Annotated in this window: 16 protein-coding genes; 6 read left to right on the top strand and 10 right to left on the bottom strand. The window is 70.6% G+C overall.

The genetic code is table 11. The features are described from left to right. Positions 1-25: 25 nt before the first annotated feature. On the top strand, positions 26-724 hold the full coding sequence (locus tag RBS12_RS04230) for a dienelactone hydrolase family protein (RefSeq protein WP_307964816.1): 699 nt from the start codon (positions 26-28) through the stop codon (positions 722-724). A 152-nt stretch (positions 725-876) separates the two neighbouring features. Here the strand turns inward: RBS12_RS04230 and RBS12_RS04225 are convergent, their stop codons facing one another. Next, complete coding sequence (locus tag RBS12_RS04225; protein WP_307964922.1) at positions 877-2,406, bottom strand: MFS transporter; 1,530 nt, start codon at positions 2,404-2,406, stop codon at positions 877-879. 143 nt (positions 2,407-2,549) lie between these two features. Here RBS12_RS04225 and RBS12_RS04220 point away from each other — a divergent pair, with 143 nt between their 5' ends. Then, a complete protein-coding gene (locus RBS12_RS04220) occupies positions 2,550-3,095 on the top strand; it encodes a TetR/AcrR family transcriptional regulator (RefSeq protein WP_307964815.1) in 546 nt (181 codons plus the stop codon). On the opposite strand, the gene RBS12_RS04215 is transcribed toward RBS12_RS04220, so the two are convergent. Continuing rightward, a complete protein-coding gene (locus RBS12_RS04215; RefSeq protein WP_307964814.1) occupies positions 3,092-3,832 on the bottom strand; it encodes a hypothetical protein in 741 nt (246 codons plus the stop codon). The genes RBS12_RS04220 and RBS12_RS04215 overlap by 4 nt on opposite strands. Continuing rightward, entirely contained in the window at positions 3,829-4,014 is a 186-nt protein-coding gene (locus RBS12_RS04210) for a hypothetical protein (RefSeq protein ID WP_307964813.1), read from the bottom strand. The genes RBS12_RS04215 and RBS12_RS04210 overlap by 4 nt, the downstream gene beginning before the upstream one ends. 150 nt (positions 4,015-4,164) lie before the next feature. Between RBS12_RS04210 and RBS12_RS04205 the strand changes: the two genes are divergently transcribed. Further along, positions 4,165-4,920 carry a MerR family transcriptional regulator gene (locus tag RBS12_RS04205; RefSeq protein WP_307964812.1) on the top strand — a complete coding sequence of 252 codons (756 nt, stop codon included), beginning with the start codon at positions 4,165-4,167 and terminating at the stop codon, positions 4,918-4,920. A 234-nt stretch (positions 4,921-5,154) separates the two neighbouring features. On the opposite strand, the gene RBS12_RS04200 is transcribed toward RBS12_RS04205, so the two are convergent. Further along, on the bottom strand, positions 5,155-6,636 hold the full coding sequence (locus tag RBS12_RS04200; RefSeq protein ID WP_307964811.1) for an MFS transporter: 1,482 nt from the start codon (positions 6,634-6,636) through the stop codon (positions 5,155-5,157). 85 nt (positions 6,637-6,721) lie between these two features. On the opposite strand from RBS12_RS04200, the gene RBS12_RS04195 reads away from it, so the two are divergent. Further along, complete coding sequence (locus tag RBS12_RS04195) at positions 6,722-7,102, top strand: MarR family transcriptional regulator (RefSeq protein WP_307964810.1); 381 nt, start codon at positions 6,722-6,724, stop codon at positions 7,100-7,102. A gap of 49 nt (positions 7,103-7,151) precedes the next feature. Here RBS12_RS04195 and RBS12_RS04190 read toward each other — a convergent pair whose 3' ends face one another. Beyond that, positions 7,152-7,565, bottom strand: a complete 414-nt coding sequence (locus RBS12_RS04190) for a DUF5997 family protein (protein WP_307964809.1) — start codon at positions 7,563-7,565, stop codon at positions 7,152-7,154. A gap of 98 nt (positions 7,566-7,663) precedes the next feature. Between RBS12_RS04190 and RBS12_RS04185 the strand changes: the two genes are divergently transcribed. Further along, positions 7,664-8,443 (top strand): LysR family substrate-binding domain-containing protein, encoded by a 780-nt coding sequence (locus RBS12_RS04185; RefSeq protein ID WP_307964808.1) that lies wholly within the window; start codon positions 7,664-7,666, stop codon positions 8,441-8,443. 56 nt (positions 8,444-8,499) lie between these two features. Here the strand turns inward: RBS12_RS04185 and RBS12_RS04180 are convergent, their stop codons facing one another. The 5 genes from RBS12_RS04180 to RBS12_RS04160 are packed head-to-tail and all read right to left on the bottom strand — an operon-like array spanning position 8,500 to position 13,814. Further along, the gene (locus tag RBS12_RS04180) at positions 8,500-9,939 is read right to left on the bottom strand and encodes a PQQ-binding-like beta-propeller repeat protein (protein ID WP_307964807.1); all 1,440 of its coding nucleotides are present in this window, start codon (positions 9,937-9,939) and stop codon (positions 8,500-8,502) included. Between the two features lie 27 nt (positions 9,940-9,966). Then, entirely contained in the window at positions 9,967-10,398 is a 432-nt protein-coding gene (locus RBS12_RS04175) for an ATP-binding protein (protein WP_307964806.1), read from the bottom strand. Continuing rightward, on the bottom strand, positions 10,391-10,723 hold the full coding sequence (locus RBS12_RS04170) for an STAS domain-containing protein (protein ID WP_307964805.1): 333 nt from the start codon (positions 10,721-10,723) through the stop codon (positions 10,391-10,393). Before RBS12_RS04170 ends, RBS12_RS04175 begins: the two co-directional genes overlap by 8 nt. Further along, positions 10,720-12,723, bottom strand: a complete 2,004-nt coding sequence (locus tag RBS12_RS04165) for a glycosyltransferase (RefSeq protein ID WP_307964804.1) — start codon at positions 12,721-12,723, stop codon at positions 10,720-10,722. The genes RBS12_RS04170 and RBS12_RS04165 overlap by 4 nt, the downstream gene beginning before the upstream one ends. Then, the gene (locus tag RBS12_RS04160; RefSeq protein ID WP_307964803.1) at positions 12,720-13,814 is read right to left on the bottom strand and encodes a SpoIIE family protein phosphatase; all 1,095 of its coding nucleotides are present in this window, start codon (positions 13,812-13,814) and stop codon (positions 12,720-12,722) included. The genes RBS12_RS04165 and RBS12_RS04160 overlap by 4 nt, the downstream gene beginning before the upstream one ends. Before the next feature lie 88 nt (positions 13,815-13,902). Here RBS12_RS04160 and RBS12_RS04155 point away from each other — a divergent pair, with 88 nt between their 5' ends. Then, on the top strand, positions 13,903-15,546 hold the full coding sequence (locus RBS12_RS04155; protein WP_307964802.1) for an ATP-binding protein: 1,644 nt from the start codon (positions 13,903-13,905) through the stop codon (positions 15,544-15,546). The last annotated feature ends 4 nt before the right edge of the window (positions 15,547-15,550 follow it).

The raw sequence follows: 15,550 nt of genomic DNA, 5'->3' as shown, positions 1-15,550 counted from the left end.
TACGCCGGAGGTCTAGCGTGGTTCCATGAGCGAGAACAGGCCTTTCCAGAACGTCACGTTTGAGTCGGCCGGCCGCGAGGCTCACGGCTACCTTGCGCTTCCGCCCGCCGGATCTGGCCCCGGCGTCATTGTCATCGAGGAGTGGTGGGGGCTCGTCGACCACATCCGCGACGTCGCCGACCGCCTCGCCGCCGAGGGCTTCGTGGCCCTCGCGCCGGACCTGTTCGGCGGGCGCGTCGCGCACGACGGCGCCGAGGCCGCCAAAATGATGCGCCAGCTTCCCGAGGCCGAGGGCGCGCGTCTCCTGGCCGGCGCCGTCGACTACCTCTTGGGCCTCCCCGAGGTGACGAGCTCGACCGTCGGGACCATCGGCTTCTGCATGGGCGGCGGCTTCGTGCTGCAGCTCGCCGCGCAGCAGGGCGAGCGGGTCAGCGCGGCCGTGCCGTTCTACGGCGTCGGCCAGGGCGTGCCGAATCACTTCTCCGGCGTCCGCGCCGCGATCCAGGGCCATTACGGCAAGCTGGACCGCGGCTATCCGGTCGCGGAGGCCCGCAAGCAGGCGGAGCAGATCCGCCGCGAGTCGGGGGCCGAGGTCGAGTACTTCTACTACGACGCGCCGCACGCCTTCGCCAACGACTCCAACCCCCAGGGCAACTACCGCCCCGAGGCGGCGAAGCTCGCGTGGTCCCGCTCAGTCGAGTTCCTCAGGGACAAGGTGCACTGACCGCTCCCGTTTGGGGGTCACCTCCCGTGGGTGCGGGGCCGTTTGGGGGTCACCTCCCGTGGGTGCGGGGCCGTTTGGGGGTCACCTCCCGTGGGTGAGCACCCGCAGGAGGTGACCCTTGAACGGGTCGCGCGTTCGCCGTCGCCCCTCGGTCACCTTCTGTGCGGCGCGAGGGCGCGGCCGACGACGGCGGCCGCCACGAGCATGAGCACCGCGCCGATCGCTGCGGTCACCCCGACGCCCGAGTCGAACGCGCCCCGCGCGGACTCGAGGAGCTCGGTGGCGACGGGCCCCGGGAGGAGGGGAGCGGCGTCGACCGCCCCGCCGAGCGTCTCCCGTGCCCGCGCCGCGGCGTCGCTCGGAAGCCCGCCCGGCACGACCACGTTGAGGCGGTATGCCGCGGCGAGCACGCTGCCGAGGATGGCGGTCCCGAGAACTGCTCCGAGCTCGTAGGCGGTCTCCGAGATGGCGGAGGCGGCACCCGCCTTCGCGGGCGGGACGCTCGCGATGATGAGGTCGTTCGAGAGCGTCTCGGCGAGCCCCACGCCCGCGCCGACCACCGCGAAGCCCACGAGCAGCGCGGGCAGCGAGCCGTCGCGGCCGAACGCGAGCACGATCCCATAGCCCGACGCGTTGAGCAGAAGGCCCGTGACCATGACCGCGGGCGCCGAGAACCGCCCGGCGAGGCGGACGGCAGCGAGGCCCGTCGCGATCGTGAGAGCGAGACCGGGCAGCATGAGGAGCCCGGCCCGGAGCGGCGATTCGCCCACGACGAGCTGGAGATGCTGCGAGAGGAACAGCATGAACCCGACGAGGGAGAAGATGCTGAGCAGGTTCGAGGCGAGGCTCGCGCTGAACGCCGGCGTGCGGAAGAGCCGCATGTCGAGCATCGGCCGCTCGCGGCGCAGCTGCCGCCGCACGAACGCCCAGCCGGCCACGAGCCCTCCGGCGAGGATGAGCGCGGCGGGGGCGCCGCCGTCGTGCGCCAGCTCCTTGATCCCGTAGACGACCGCCGTCGCGGCAGCGATGACGAGGAGGATGCTCGGCGCGTCGATGGGCGACGGCGCGGGGTCGCGGGATTCGGGCACGAGGAACGGCGCAAGCACGAGGAGCGGGACGAGGGCCGGCACGGCCAAGAGGAAGACCGAGCCCCATGCGAAGTGCTCGAGGAGCGCGCCGCCCACGAGCGGGCCGAGCGCCGCGCCGCCCGAGTACGCCGCCGCCCAGATCGCGATCGCGAGGCGGCGCTCGGTGGCGTCGGCGAAGATGTTCCGGATGAGCGAGAGCGTCGCGGGCATGATCATCGAGCCGAAGATCCCGATGAGCGCGCGGGCCGCGATGAGCTGGCCGGGGTTCGTGGCGAAGGCGGCCGCCGCGGAGACGGCGGCGAAGCCCGTGGCGCCGATGAGCAGCATGCGGCGGCGGCCGAAGCGGTCTCCAATGCTGCCCATTGGGACGAGAAGTCCGGCGAGGACTAGCGCGTAGACGTCGACGATCCACAGGAGCTCGGTGCTGCCCGGCTGGAGTGCGAGGGAGATCGCGGGGAGGGCGAAGGCGAGCACGGTGTTGTCGACGGCGATGAGCAGCACGGGGAACATGAGCGCGGCGAGCGCGAGCCAGCGTCGCGCGATGCCGGGCTGGGCGGTGCCTGGCTGCGCGGTACGGAGCGCGGGCTGCGCCATCTGGAACACGGGGGACTCCTTTGCGTGGAATCGATTGCTCCGAAACTGTCGTTCTGAAGGGTCAAAACGACTTCTATGGAGCAGTCGATGAAATAACTGTACCGTCTGGACGGTTTAGTTACAACACCGCGTACAGTTTCCTTATGCCCAGACCGCCCAAGGCCCGCGAGGCCCTCGTCGCCGCGTATCGCGACCTCCTCGTCTCCGAGGGCGAACGCGCCGCGACCATGGACGCCGTCGCTGCGCGTGCCAGCGTCTCCAAGGGCGGGCTCCTGTACCACTTCAAGAGCAAGGACGCCCTCGCGGAGGCCCTTCTCGAGGCGCTGCGTGCCGCCGCAGAGGTCGATCGCGAACGCATGGCCGCGGATCCCGAGGGGCCCTCGCGGTACTTCGTGCGGACCTCGGTCAACTCGGGCACGGACATGGACGCGCTTTTCGTCGCGGCGATTCGGCTTGCCCGGGCCGGTCACCCCGGCGCGCTCGCGGTCCTCGAGGAGCTCGACGCCGCGTGGCTGGCCCTGATCCGCCGTGAGATCACCGACCCGGCCGTCGCCACCGCCGTCATGCTCATGGGTGAGGGGCTGTACCACTACTCGTCCCTGGCCGGGACGTGGCCCGAGCGCGCCTTCGGGACCTCGCTCGGGGAGCTGCTCGCCGTCGTCGACCGGCTGAGCGGGCGGAGGGCTTAGTAGTCCTGAAGACGGGCTACGTTCTCAGGCTGGTTCGAGCCCAGTCCTTTGAAGCTGACTTCGTAGCCGAGATCCTCAAGTGCGGCAATGGCTTCGGACGGGGCGTCACGTACGACGCTGCGTGTCTGGGTGCGCCTCCAGGATTCCCGGCCCGCTCGAAGGGCGGCTCGTGCCGCGTCTGGGTGATCGACGCCGAGCTCCGTGATCAGCATCTCCAACACGTCTTCCAGGCATGGGCGGAACCGATGGCCACCGAGCGGAAAATGAAGCTCATCGGATCGGGGCACTTGAGCGGTCTGCTGCCTGCGTCTTGCGCGGCCGGTTGAGTCTCCGCACCGCGCCATCACGTAAGTCAGGGCATCCCTGTGGGCGTGGACATGCAGATGCGCCGCCGGCACGCCGTCGTGCGTGGATCGCACGTACTCGAAGCGAAAGAGAGGCTCTCCTGCTGCGCGGGAGCCGGCGAAGACTTTGATGCTGGATTCATCAACCGCCAGGTATCGATCGTGACCATCCAGCCGGCATCGATACTCTACGGTCAGCGTGAGGAGCGGCTCGTCCCCGACCCTCAGTGCGATGCCCGTATTAGGCGACTGCCTTACCAGAAAACGTTCGCCCGCATCGCTGCTCAAAGACGTTGCTGCGAACGCAGCGATGCCGGGCACCACATCGCTAACGGTTTCCGTGAGGTCCTCGGCGAAGCGCTCAGCCTGAGCCTCGAGCGACGCTGAACTCAACGGCCGAGCAGGTAGTCGAGTCCCTCGAGTTCGTCGAAGAGTGCCAGCTCGCGGGCATCCAAGGAGTATGACTCGGCGCGTGCACGCAGCTGCTCTTCATCGCAGCCAACTTCGCCAATGATGGCGGCGCGCCGCGCTTCAGCTTCTGCAACGGACAGTTTGATGATCGTTACCGAGCTCACGTATCCCCCTCTGTGGTGGTTGTCGATGCTCTCATGCTAGGTGGGGCGTCCGACATTTTCTGAGACTTGAATCGTCGTGCTCATTTCGCCCTTGACCTTGACCTTGACGCAGCGTCAACTTCTACCCTCGAAAGGGCAAGGAGGAAACGCATGGACTGGAGCATTCAGGAAGTCGCCAGGCTCGCCGGGACGACGAGCAGGACGCTGCGCCACTATGGGAGCATCGGCCTGCTTGAACCGAGCCGCGTGGGCCACAACGGATATCGGTATTACGACGAGGAGTCGCTCGTGCGGCTCCAGCGCATCCTCCTGCTTCGCGAGCTCGGGCTGGGCTTGCCGGCCGTTGCGGAGGTCCTCGAGCAGCAGGCGGACCAGGCCGGAGCGCTGCGCACGCATCTCGCGTGGCTTCGGCAAGAGCAGGAGCGGCTCGCGCGCCAGGCGCGGGCCGTCGAGACAACCATTCAGCAACTCGAAGGAGGCGGCCAGCTCATGGCACAGGACATGTTCGACGGCTTCGATCACACGCAATACAAGGACGAGGTCGAGGCCCGCTGGGGCGCGAAGGCGTATGCCGACAGCGACACGTGGTGGCGCGGTCTCGGTGACGAAGGCCAGCGGGAGTGGAAGGGCCGCCTCGCGCGGCTCATGGAGGACTGGCGCGCCGCCGCGGCCAGCGGAGCCTCGCCCGAAGGCGACGCGGCCCAGGCACTCGCCGGTCGGCACGTCGCCTGGCTCCGCGATATCCCCGGGACGCCCGGATACCCCGGAGGGCCGGCGAAGGCCTACGTGCTCGGCCTCGCCGACATGTACGTGGCGGACGAGCGTTTCGCGGCCAACTACGGCGGCGCCGAGGGCGCGACTTTCGTGCGCGACGCCCTGCACGCCTACGCCGAGCGCGAGCTCTAGCCCGTGGTTGCGCCTGCGGCGAGGGGGCGCCCGGGGGGGGGGCCCCCCCGCGGGCGCGGCCCCCCCCCCCCGGGGGTTGGGGGGGGTGGCCCGGGGGGCGGGGGCCGGCGGGGGGGGCCCCCCCCCCGGCCGCCCCCCGCCACGGCCACGGGTTGTGCGAGAGGTGGCCACGGGTCGCCAGCAGCACGACGCGTGGCCAGATCTCACCTGACGCGTGGCCGAGCCCTGGGGGGGTCAGGTGCTGGCGCCCCCGGCGCGCCGCACCCGCCACCACCGCGGCGCGACCGCGATGAGGAGCCCCGCGACGGCGACGGCCGTGCTGAGGCCGAGGCCCGGTCGGAACACGTCGAGCATGGCGGCCGCCGAGGCGTGGCCGTCGTGCCCGCCCGAGCCCACGAGCGCCGTCGTCACCGCAAGCACGAGCGCCGCTCCCACCTGCGTGCTCGTCTGGATGAGCCCCGCGGCGAGGCCCTGTTCGGCGTCGTGGATCCCCGCGGTCGCCTGCACGTTGATCGACGGGAAGCCGAGCGCGAAGCCGACGCCCAGGAGGAGCACCGACGGGAGGATGTCGAGGGCGTAGGCCGGCTGCGTGCCGATCCGCAGGAACAGGATGTACCCGAGCGAGAGCGAGAGCAGACCTGCGACGACGAGGCGCGTGGCCCCGAAGCGGTCGATGAGCCGGCTCGCGAACGGCGCGCTGCCCGCCACCATGAGCCCCGCGGGAAGGAGTGCGAGGGCCATCGCGAGCGGTGCCCAGCCGAGAACTGACTGCAGGTACAGCGTCACGATGAACTGGAAGCTCAGGTAGGAGCCGAAGAGGGCGACGGCGGCGAGGTTGGCGCGCGCGACCCAGCCTTCGCGCAGGATTCCGAAGCGGATGAGCGGGTGCTTGACGCGAGTTTCGATCCATCCGAAGGCCGCGAGCACGGCCGCCGACGCCGCGAAGCCGCCGATCGTCTGCGCGGAGCCCCAGCCGGCGTCCGGCGCGGAGACGAGCGTGAAGACGAGCCCGAGCATGCCGGCCGAAAGGGTGACGGCGCCCCAGACGTCGTGCCCGCCGTCGCCCGCGGAGTGATCCCGAGGGATGAAGCGCAGGCCCAGGAGCACGGCCGCGACGGCGATCGGCACGGAGAAGAGGAACGTCCAGCGCCAGCTGAGCGCCGTCATGAGCCCGCCGACCACGAGCCCGAGCGAGAAGCCGCTCGCGCCGAACGTCGTGTAGATCGAGATGGCGCGGTTGCGCTCGCGGCCTTCGGCAAAGTTGGTCGTGATGATCGAGAAGCCCGTCGGCGCGGTGAACGCGGCGGCGAGGCCCTTGATGAAGCGCGTCGCGATGAGCAGCGTCGGGTCGCTCACGAGGCCGCCGAGGAGCGACGCCGCGGCGAACACGGTCAGTGCGATGAGGAAGATCCGGCGGCGCCCCAAGAGGTCTGCCATGCGGCCTCCCAGGAGCAGGAGCGAGCCGTAGCCCAGCACGTAGCCGGACACGATCCATTGGAGCGCGCCCGTGCCGAGGCCGAGCTCCCGGCCGATCGAGGGGAGCGCGACGCCGACCATCGAGACGTCGAGGCCGTCGAGGGCGAGGACGACGCACAGGGTCACGAGAAGGAGCCATTGCGCCCTGGTCCAACGGGCGTCACCGCTCGGCCCAGTGGCAGGCCGAGTAGAGGTCTGAGGGGAGGCCAAGTCGGTCAGCGTGGAAAGGTCTTGTGCCATGCCACGGACATTACATGACGCATCATTCAATGACAAGGAAAAAGATGATGTGGAATTAGATTCCGCGTCGAGGTAGAATCGGGGCATGTCCACGGAGGCCACACAGGAGCTCGTCGAGCAATGGCGGGCGCTCCAATGCGCCTATCTCAAGACCTCGAACGCGCTCGACCGCGAGCTGTCCTCACGCCACGGCATTGGCCTCAACGAGTTCGAGACGCTGGACCTCCTCGCCGAGCACCGCGCCGAGGGGTGCCGCATGAAGGACCTCACCCTGGTCTCGCCGATGACGCAGAGCGCGCTGTCGAAGATCGTCGACCGGCTCGAGAAGGCCGGCTACGTGCAGCGCGCTGCGTGCGCCGAAGATCGCCGATCGCTCTACGTGGAGCTCACCGAGGCCGGCGCTCACCTTCACGACGAGGCGGCCGGGACCCATCGTGAGCTGCTCGAGGCCAACCTCCCGGCGTAACGGGAGCTGGCCACGCGTCGTGTCGGGCGGGACGTGGCCACGCGGTCTGTCAGTGGTAGTGGCGCGGGTCCGCCTTGACCTTCTTCTGGGACTTGGCCGCTGCCGCCTCCCGCACGCGCTTCTGCTCCTCGCGCACGGCCGCCATGTTGGCGCGCTCGTCGACGAGCCACTGCGGCCGGTTCTGCAGGAGCTCTGAGATCTGCTCGGTGGTGAGCGCCTCGGAGACCCCGCCGCGCGCCAGCCCGCTGATCGTCACGTTGAGCTTCTGTGCGACGACGGGCCGCGGGTGCGGGCCGGACCGCCGCAGCTCCGCGAGCCACTCCGGCGGGTTCGCCTGGAGCTCGCTGAGCTGCTCGCGCGTCACCTCGCCCGCCTGGAACTCGGCCGGGGTCGCGGGCAGGTGCACACCCAGCTTCTTGGCGGCCGTGGCCGGCTTCATGGACTGAGGCTTGGGGGAAGTCATGGATCAAGCGTAGCCGGGCTACGCGTGCGCCTGGCGGGCAGCGCGCTGACGACGCCACCCATGGACCCCCTCATGACTTATCGGGCTACGGTTGACGCATGGATTCCGAGAGCCCCGTCCCGGCTGGTCTTCGTGTCGCCTTTGTCGCGGGAGTCTCGCCCGGCAAATGGTTCCGCCGGTGGGAAGAGCGCTTCCCTGAGACTCCGCTCGCCTCGGAGATGGTCGACGACGGCGCCCAGCTCGCCGCCGTGCGCGAGGGCCGCGCCGATCTCGCCTTCATCCGGCTCCCCGCGGACCGCGAGGGCCTCCACGTCATCCCCCTCTACGAAGAGGTGCCCGTCGTCGTCGCGCCGAAGGGGCACGAGATCCAGGCGTTCGACGAGGTGCCCTTCGCCGAGATCGAGGACGAGCTCTTCGAGTACGACGGCGGGGCCTCCGAACGCCTCGACCTCGTCGAGGGCGGGGCGGGCCTTGCGATCCTTCCCATGAGCGTCGTGCGCCACTTCAACCGCAAGGAGCTTCGCTACCGGCCCGTCACGGGGGTTCCGGGATACGAGGTGGGTGTCGCGTGGCTCCGTGACAACGAGAGCGAGACGGTTCAGGAGTTCATCGGGATCGTGCGGGGGAGGTCCGCGAGCAGTTCCCGCCAGGCCTCGGTCCAGCGCGACCAGCAGGAGGCAGCGAAGCAGCGACGCTCCGATCGTGCCTCGTCCCAGTCGGCCGAGGCCAAGGCCAGGAATGAGGCGAGCCGGGCCGCGAAGGCCGCCCGCTCAGGGAAGCCCGCGCGTGGTACCGGAAAGCCCGCAGGGCAGGGGAAGCCCGGTGCTGCGGGAGGCAGGTCGAGACACTCGGGCGCGGGCCGCCGTCGTCCGCGGTAGGGCCGGAGCAGAGCCCGGCGAGAGCTGACCACGCGTGGGGTGGAGGTGACCACGCGCTACCCGGCGGCGAGGGCTACGACGCCGTCGAGCGTTCCCACGAACACCCTCCCGCCCGAGAGCGTCGGGGTCGCGAAATGCGGCACGGGGCCGAGCTGCGCGTGCTGCCGGACGCTCCCGCTCGCGGGGTCGAGGGCGTAGAGGTCCCCGGTCTCGTAGTCGACGACCCACACCGCCCCGTAGCCCGTCACCGGCGAGCCGGCCGCGCGCACGGGAAGCCGCCAGCCGAGGTGGATTCCGGCCGGTGACACCGCGGTCACCTGCTGCAGCCCGCCGCGGCACGGGACATAGAGGGTCATGTCCGTGACTGCCGGGGCGCCGAACGCCCGGCAGACCGAGGCCTGCGCGAGGGCGCCGCCGATCCCTCCGAAGTGTCCCGCATCGAGCAGGTAGGCGGTCCCGCTCTTGCCGTCCGCGAACACGTAGGGCCCCACCCGGACGGGAGTGAGCGAGCCGAGGTCGGCGTCGCCCGCATTGTCTTGCCTCCAGGTGGACGGGGCGAAGAAGTCGATGCGCTCGAGCGAGGCGCTGAGCGCGAGGAGGGAATCGGAGCCGTCGTAATCGGTGGTCGAGGACCCGTTGCCCACTCCCACAAGCAGGCGCGAACCGTCCACCGTGGGCCCGCCGGGCGCCCAGATGCCGCCTTGACGGCGGGTCGGCACGACGTAGGCCTCGATGGGCCCGCCGCCCGTGGTGGGCACCGACAGCACCGTGCCGGTGTAGTCGGCGCAATCGCCGTAGAGCCCGCCATAGGCGATGTAGATGCGATCGTTCAGGAGGGCGAGGGCGGCGCGCTGCTGGTACGCGATCCGGTCACCGTGGGGCGGCTCGACCTCGCGCCGCACAACGAGCGAACCGTCGCCCGCGTCGACACCCACGAGTTCGTGGCGGCCGTCGGAGAGTTCCCCGACCGCGAACACGAGGTCTGTGGCGGCGTCGTACACGGGCGTTCCCGTGATGCCCAAGGGGTCGATGTTCCCGCACGGCAGCGCCGAGGCACGCATCGGAGCTCCGAGGTTGCGCTGCCACACGACCTGACCGTTTGTCGCATCGAGGGCATACACGGTGTTCGCTTCAGTCGCCGCGATCACCCGGCCGCGGACGACGAGCGGCTCGGCATAGACCGCGCCGTCGAGCCGCGCGTGCCAGGCGCTGCGGAGCTGGCCGAGCGTGTCGAGGGCGGGCGACGCCGGCCCCGCGCCCGTGCGGGCCGGGTCGCGGTGGTAGGTGGGCCAGTCGTCCGGCTCGAGAGGCCCCGGGGTGCGGGAGCCGGGGGCCGCGGTGAGGGGCGCGGGTGGGGTGGGCGGGAAAGCCGGGGTGGGCCCCGCCGTCGTCGGCCCGGTGCACGCGGCGAGTCCGGCGCAGGCGGCGACGAAACAGGCGACGGCGGCGGCCAGCCGAACCGGGCGCCCCGCCCGGCGTGGCCGTGTTCTCGTCATGGTCCCGTCCTCTCCGAGACCGGGGTGCTATCCCGCCTCGTGCTCGGGGCGCAGCGTGAGGGTCCAGACGTTGGCCCCGTCGTGCCGCTCGCACGTGATCGTCGTGAGGAGCTGTCGTGCGAGCGCGAGGCCGCGCCCCGCTTCGGCCTCGGGGCCGGGCATCTCGCCCGAGCCCTCGGGGATGATGGCCGGCCAGGCCCCGAGCTCGAAGAGGCGCGCGAGCAGGAGGTCGGCCCGCACCTCGACCTCGAGATCCAGCTGGACCTCGCCGCCCGGCGGGCGCGCGTGCTTGACCGTGTTCGTGACGACCTCGATGACTGCGAGCTCGAACGGGAGCCGGTCCCCGGGACCGATCACCATCGCGTCGATCCACATGCGGGCCAGCTCGTCCTGCACCGCGTCGACGATCTGCGGCGTGGCCGAACCGCGCACATGCCCTTCGGCGAGCAGGTCACGCATTCCGGTATGCATCCTCGACGGCGGGGTACGGGGTGAGGATCCGGTCGATGCTCGTGAGTTTGAGGACCATCTGCACCTGCTCTCCGACATTGGCGATCCGGAGGTCGCCCCCGGCTTGGCGGGCCGCCTTGAGGCAGCCGACGAGCGCCCCGAGCCCCGAGGAGTCCATGAATTCGGTCTCCCCGAGATTGAGGACGAGCAGCTTGTGCCCCGACTCGAGGGCATCCGAGACGGCGGCCTTGAGCAGGGGAGCGCCCACCATGTTGAGCCTCCCCTGCGCCGTGACCTCGGTGTAGCCTGCCCGTTCCTCGACGGCGAACTTCATCTTTCCTCCTCGCCCCCGGTCTGCGTGTGGAACCCCTGGTAGCGTGCCGCCCCGACGAGCACGCTCAAAAGTGTGAGATCGAACACCGCCCAGCCGACGTTGACAACGGTACCGACATCCGTGGCCAACCCAAGAATCCACCGCGCCGCGCCCACGATGCACGCGATGGCGAGGCCGGCCGCGAACACCCCCTGGGGCCACACGAGCCGGAGGGCGTGCCGGCCCGAGCGCTGGCGCTGGTTTTCCCGCTGACTTTCCTCCCGGGGTTTTGGCGTCACGACGAAATCGAGCGGGCGCCCGAACCAGACGTTCGCGGCCGCGGACGTGCAGGCTCGGATCCACGTCGGGAACAGCGCGAGGTTGTACTGCTGGCCTCGCCACGTGCGCGCGCCGTTGGCGACGATGAGGAACATCGCCTGATTCAGCACCATGAACGGGACGAAATGCGAGAAGAAGTCGACGTTGAGGGCCTGGACCGGGAGGACCCCTGCGAGCAGGTACACGAGCGGCCCCGCGAAGTACACGACCGCAGCGAAGCCCGAGAGGTAGCTCCACATCGTGCCGAAATACATGAGGCGCTGACCCCACGAGAGGCCTCGCATGGTCAGCGGATTCTCCTGGAGCATGACCTGCACCGTGCCCTGCGCCCAGCGCATGCGCTGCGAGAGCATCGAGGGGAGGTCCTCGGGCGCAAGCCCGACGGCGAGCAGCTCATCGTGGTAGACGCTGCGCCAGCCCGCTGCGTGGAGGCGCATCGACGTCGACATGTCCTCCGTCACGGAGATGGTCGAGAGCGGCATGATCGGCTGTGCCTCGTGGAGCCGCTCGACGCTGACCTGGTCGAGGACGTCCCGCACGGATTCGAGGGCGCCGAGCGGGGAGAGGTCGCGGGCCGCGAGGCGTTCGACGGCGGCGGCCAGGTCCGCGGGCCGCGCCTCGGCCCGGTGCCGGGCCCCGGATTCCGCGGCGATTCCTGCGCTGAATTCCGCGATGAGCGCCGCGGCGTCCGCCGTGACGAGCTCGAGATCCTGCGCGACGAGCGCGCGGACTGCGGCGTCGACGGTCGACTGGACGGCGAAGGTCGCGTCCCCGATCGACGCACCCGCCGCAAGCCGCCGCGAGCCCTCGGCGAGGGCCTCGTCGACGCTCGCGAGCAGCGCGGCGACCTTGGGATCCTCGGCGCCGGGCCGCCGTCGTGCGCTGTGGACCGCCTGCCGCCCCGCGACGAGCGCCCGGCGCACGCGACGCTCGATGTCCCCCACGTAGCCCGTGAGGCCGAGCTGCATGAGCGCCTCGCGGCGAAGGATGCCGTTCGAACCGCAGAAGAAGGCCGCGTTCCAGCCGTCCTTGCCCCGCTGGATGGGACCGTAGAAGAGCGGGGCCTGGCTCCCGAGGGGATCTGACTCGGGGACGTTGCCGAACCACTGGGGCGTCTGGACGAAGGCCACGCGGCGGTCGTTGAAGTAGCCGAGGGTGCGGTCGAGGATTTCGGGGGTGGGCACCTGGTCCGCGTCGAGGATGAGGATGAACTCGCCCTGGGTCTGCTCGAGCGCGTTGTTGAGGTTTCCGGCCTTCGCGTGGCGCGGCTTTCCGTGCCACTCTTCCCCGCGGGATACGTAGCCGACGCCGATCCGCTCGGCCTCCGCGCTCAGCGCGGTGCGGGCGCCGTCGTCGAGGATCCACGTGCGGTGGGGGTAACGGATCGCCTGGGCCGCGCTGACCGTCGTGAGCACGAGCTCCGGGTCTTCGTCGTAGGTCGTGATGAAGACGTCGACGCGCAGGCCCTCGGGCGGTGTGGGCGGGACGCGATGCGCGGGGACGCGCCACACCGTGATCGCGAAGAGGGCGACGTCGATGAGTGAGTACGTCTCCGCAACGACGAGCGGGAGGGCGATCCACCAGACGTCCCAGTTGACCGAGGCCTCCCACCGCCACAGGATGTAGTTCGCGCCGGTCAGGACCGTGAGGGTCGCGACGGCGCGGACTATAACGTGCCTCACCCCGTCCCCTGCGGGGAGGCGCCCGCAGGCGCGCGACGGACGACGATGACGGTCGTGTCATCCTGATTCGTCGAATCAAGGCTGATGACCGAGCTAACGGCCGCCGCGGCGTCCGGCGCCCCGACGATGGCCGCCGTGGCGGCATCGAGCGCCTCCTCGACTCGGGCGTACCCTTCGAGCAGCCCGTCGCTCAGGGCCACGAGGGTGCCACCGGGCTCGAGCCGGCCGTCGCGAGCCGTCCACTCGGCGCCCTGGAGCAGGCCGATCGGGGGCCCGGACGTCTCGAGCCGCTCCCACATGCCGTCCGGGTGGATGAGGACGCCGAGGCCGTGCCCCGCGTCGACGTACGTGAAATCGCCCGTCGCGGCATCGAGGCGTGTGTGGAGGAGTGTCACGAACGATCCGAGCCGGAGCAGGTCGGGCTCGAGCGCCCTCGCCGCCGTTCCCACGAGGGCCCCGGGCCCGTGATCGAGGCGGCCCGGGCGCAGCACAGCCCGGGCGGTGGCCGCGACGAGCGCGGCCCCCATGCCCTTGCCCATCGCGTCCGCCAGCGTGAAGGCGATCGAGGCGCCGTCGCTCTCCCAGTCGAAGAAGTCGCCGCCGACGCTCCGCGACGGGTGGCACGCGCCCGCGATGTCGTAGCCGGGCACATCCGGGGCGCGGTCCGGGAGGAGGCCACGCTGGACGCGTGCGGCCGTCTGGAGCTCGGTCTCTGGTGCCGCGGCTGCGCGCGGGCGGCGGAAGAGCGCCTCGACCCGCGCCTGGAGCTCGCGCGGGCTGAACGGCTTGGGGAGCACGTCGTCCGCACCACGGTCGAGCGCCTCGAGGCGGTCGGCCTCCGCGGCGCGCGCCGTGACCACGAGGATGTACGCGTTGCTGAACATGCGCAGCGTCCGGCATACCTCGAGGCCGTCGAGATCGGGGAGCCCGAGATCGAGGGTGATGAGGTCCGGCTCGATGCGGCGCGCGGCCTCAAGGGCCGGGTAGCCCGCGCCGGCGCTGGTGGCGTCGAACCCCTGGCGGCTGAGCGTCGCTTCGAGGAGGCGCCGGATGTCCGGATTGTCCTCGATGACGAGTGCGCGACGTGTCATGTTCTCCTTTTTACATGTCCGCTCCAGCATTTCCGAGGTCTGTGTCACAAACTTGTCTGGGGAATACAAAGAATGTGACTGGAGAGCCGTGGAAAAGCTTCTGGAGGTCCTGCTGGCGGGCCGGCGCCGATTCGACGGACTCGGCCCCCGGGGCCGGGTGATCCTCGCCCAGCTCCCCCTCAACATAACCCTTTTGCTCATCTACGTGGTCGTGACGCTCGCGGGCATCAGGCCCGTCTCCGAGGGCGCCTTTGCAGCGGGCCAGGCCATCGCCGTCGTCATCTTCGCTGCCTGCGCCGTGATCCCGTGGCGCCGCCTGCCCTCGTGGGCACCGCTTGCCATCCCCCTGCTCGACTTCGTTCCCGTCGGGCTGGTCCGTGCGGCGGAGACCCCGGTCCTCTCGGGGCTCGCCCTCGTCGCCGTGTTCCCCATCATGTGGCTTTCCGGGTCGGGGTATCGCCCACGGCTTGTCGTAGGGATCGGCGCGTTGGCATCGGTCGTCATGGTGTGGACGCCGCTCCTCATCGTCGGGTCGGCGGCTCCCCACTCGTTCATCGCGGAAATCGTCGCTCCGCTCATGCTCATCACGGTCGCCGTCGTGATCGCCGCCATGACATCGCGTGGCGTCGCGCAGCAGGCTCGCGTCGAGGAGCTCCTCGCGCGGAGCGAGACCCGCGAGCGGCTCCTCGACACGGTGCTCGAGACCGTCGACGTCGGCGTGCTCGTGATCGACGACCAGGGTGAGAACATCTTCCTCAATGCGAAGCAGCGCCAGCTCTACCTCGTCGCGCTTCCCGAGGGCCGCGCCTCGGCCCTCGAAGGTGATCTGCTCGTCTTTCGCGAGGGTGGCGAGCCCGTGGCCGCGGACGAGCGCCCCCTCGCGCGGGCCCGGTCCGGGGCCACCCTCGACCACGAGATCTTCCGGCTCGGGAACGGACCGGACGCGCGCATGGTCGCCATCTCGGCCCGCGAGTTCTCCGACCCCGCGGGCGCGCACGCGGGGATCGTGCTGGCGTCGTCGGACGTGACCGAGGTCGTGGCGGCCGTGCGGGCGAGGGACAGCTTCCTCGCGAGCATGTCCCACGAATTCCGGACGCCGCTCACGAGCCTCCTCGGCTACGCCGAGCTCCTCCAAGAGGATCCGTCCCTCAGCCCCGAGGCGCGTTCCGACCTTCAAGTCATGAGCCGGAACGCGCGCCACCTCCGGAAGATGGTCGACGACATCCTCGCCGCGTCGGTCGAGGGCACGACGGCGGAGGTTCCGCGCACAAGGCTCGACCTCGCGCGGCTCCTCACGTATGCGGCCGCCTCCGCGGCGCCCGACGCCGAAGGGAGGGGTATTGCCGTCAGCGTCGCGGCGGACATCGAACTCCCCGTCATGGGCGACCGCACCGGGCTCGTCCGAGTGCTCGACAACCTCGTCTCCAATGCGCTCAAGTACTCGGAATCCGGCACGAAGGTCGCGCTGCGTGCGTCGCGCGACGGCGACTGGGCCGTGTGCACGGTCGAGGACCAGGGCCTGGGGATTGCACCCGAAGACGTCCAGCGGGTCTTCACGCGGTTCCAGCGCAGCACGGCAGCGATCCGGTCGGGCATACCCGGGACGGGGCTGGGACTCGCGCTCGCAAAGGAGGTCGCCGTCCAGCACGGGGGCGAGCTCGAATGCGCGAGCGAGCTCGGCGTCGGGAGCGTCTTCACGCTGCGCCTGCCCATCGCGTCCGCTGCGCTCTAGCCCT

Source organism: Sinomonas sp. ASV322 (assembly GCF_030908245.1).
Lineage (GTDB): Bacteria > Actinomycetota > Actinomycetes > Actinomycetales > Micrococcaceae > Sinomonas.
The sequence above is the reverse complement of the archived record's forward strand: the minus strand, read 5'-3'. Positions and strand labels throughout refer to the sequence as shown.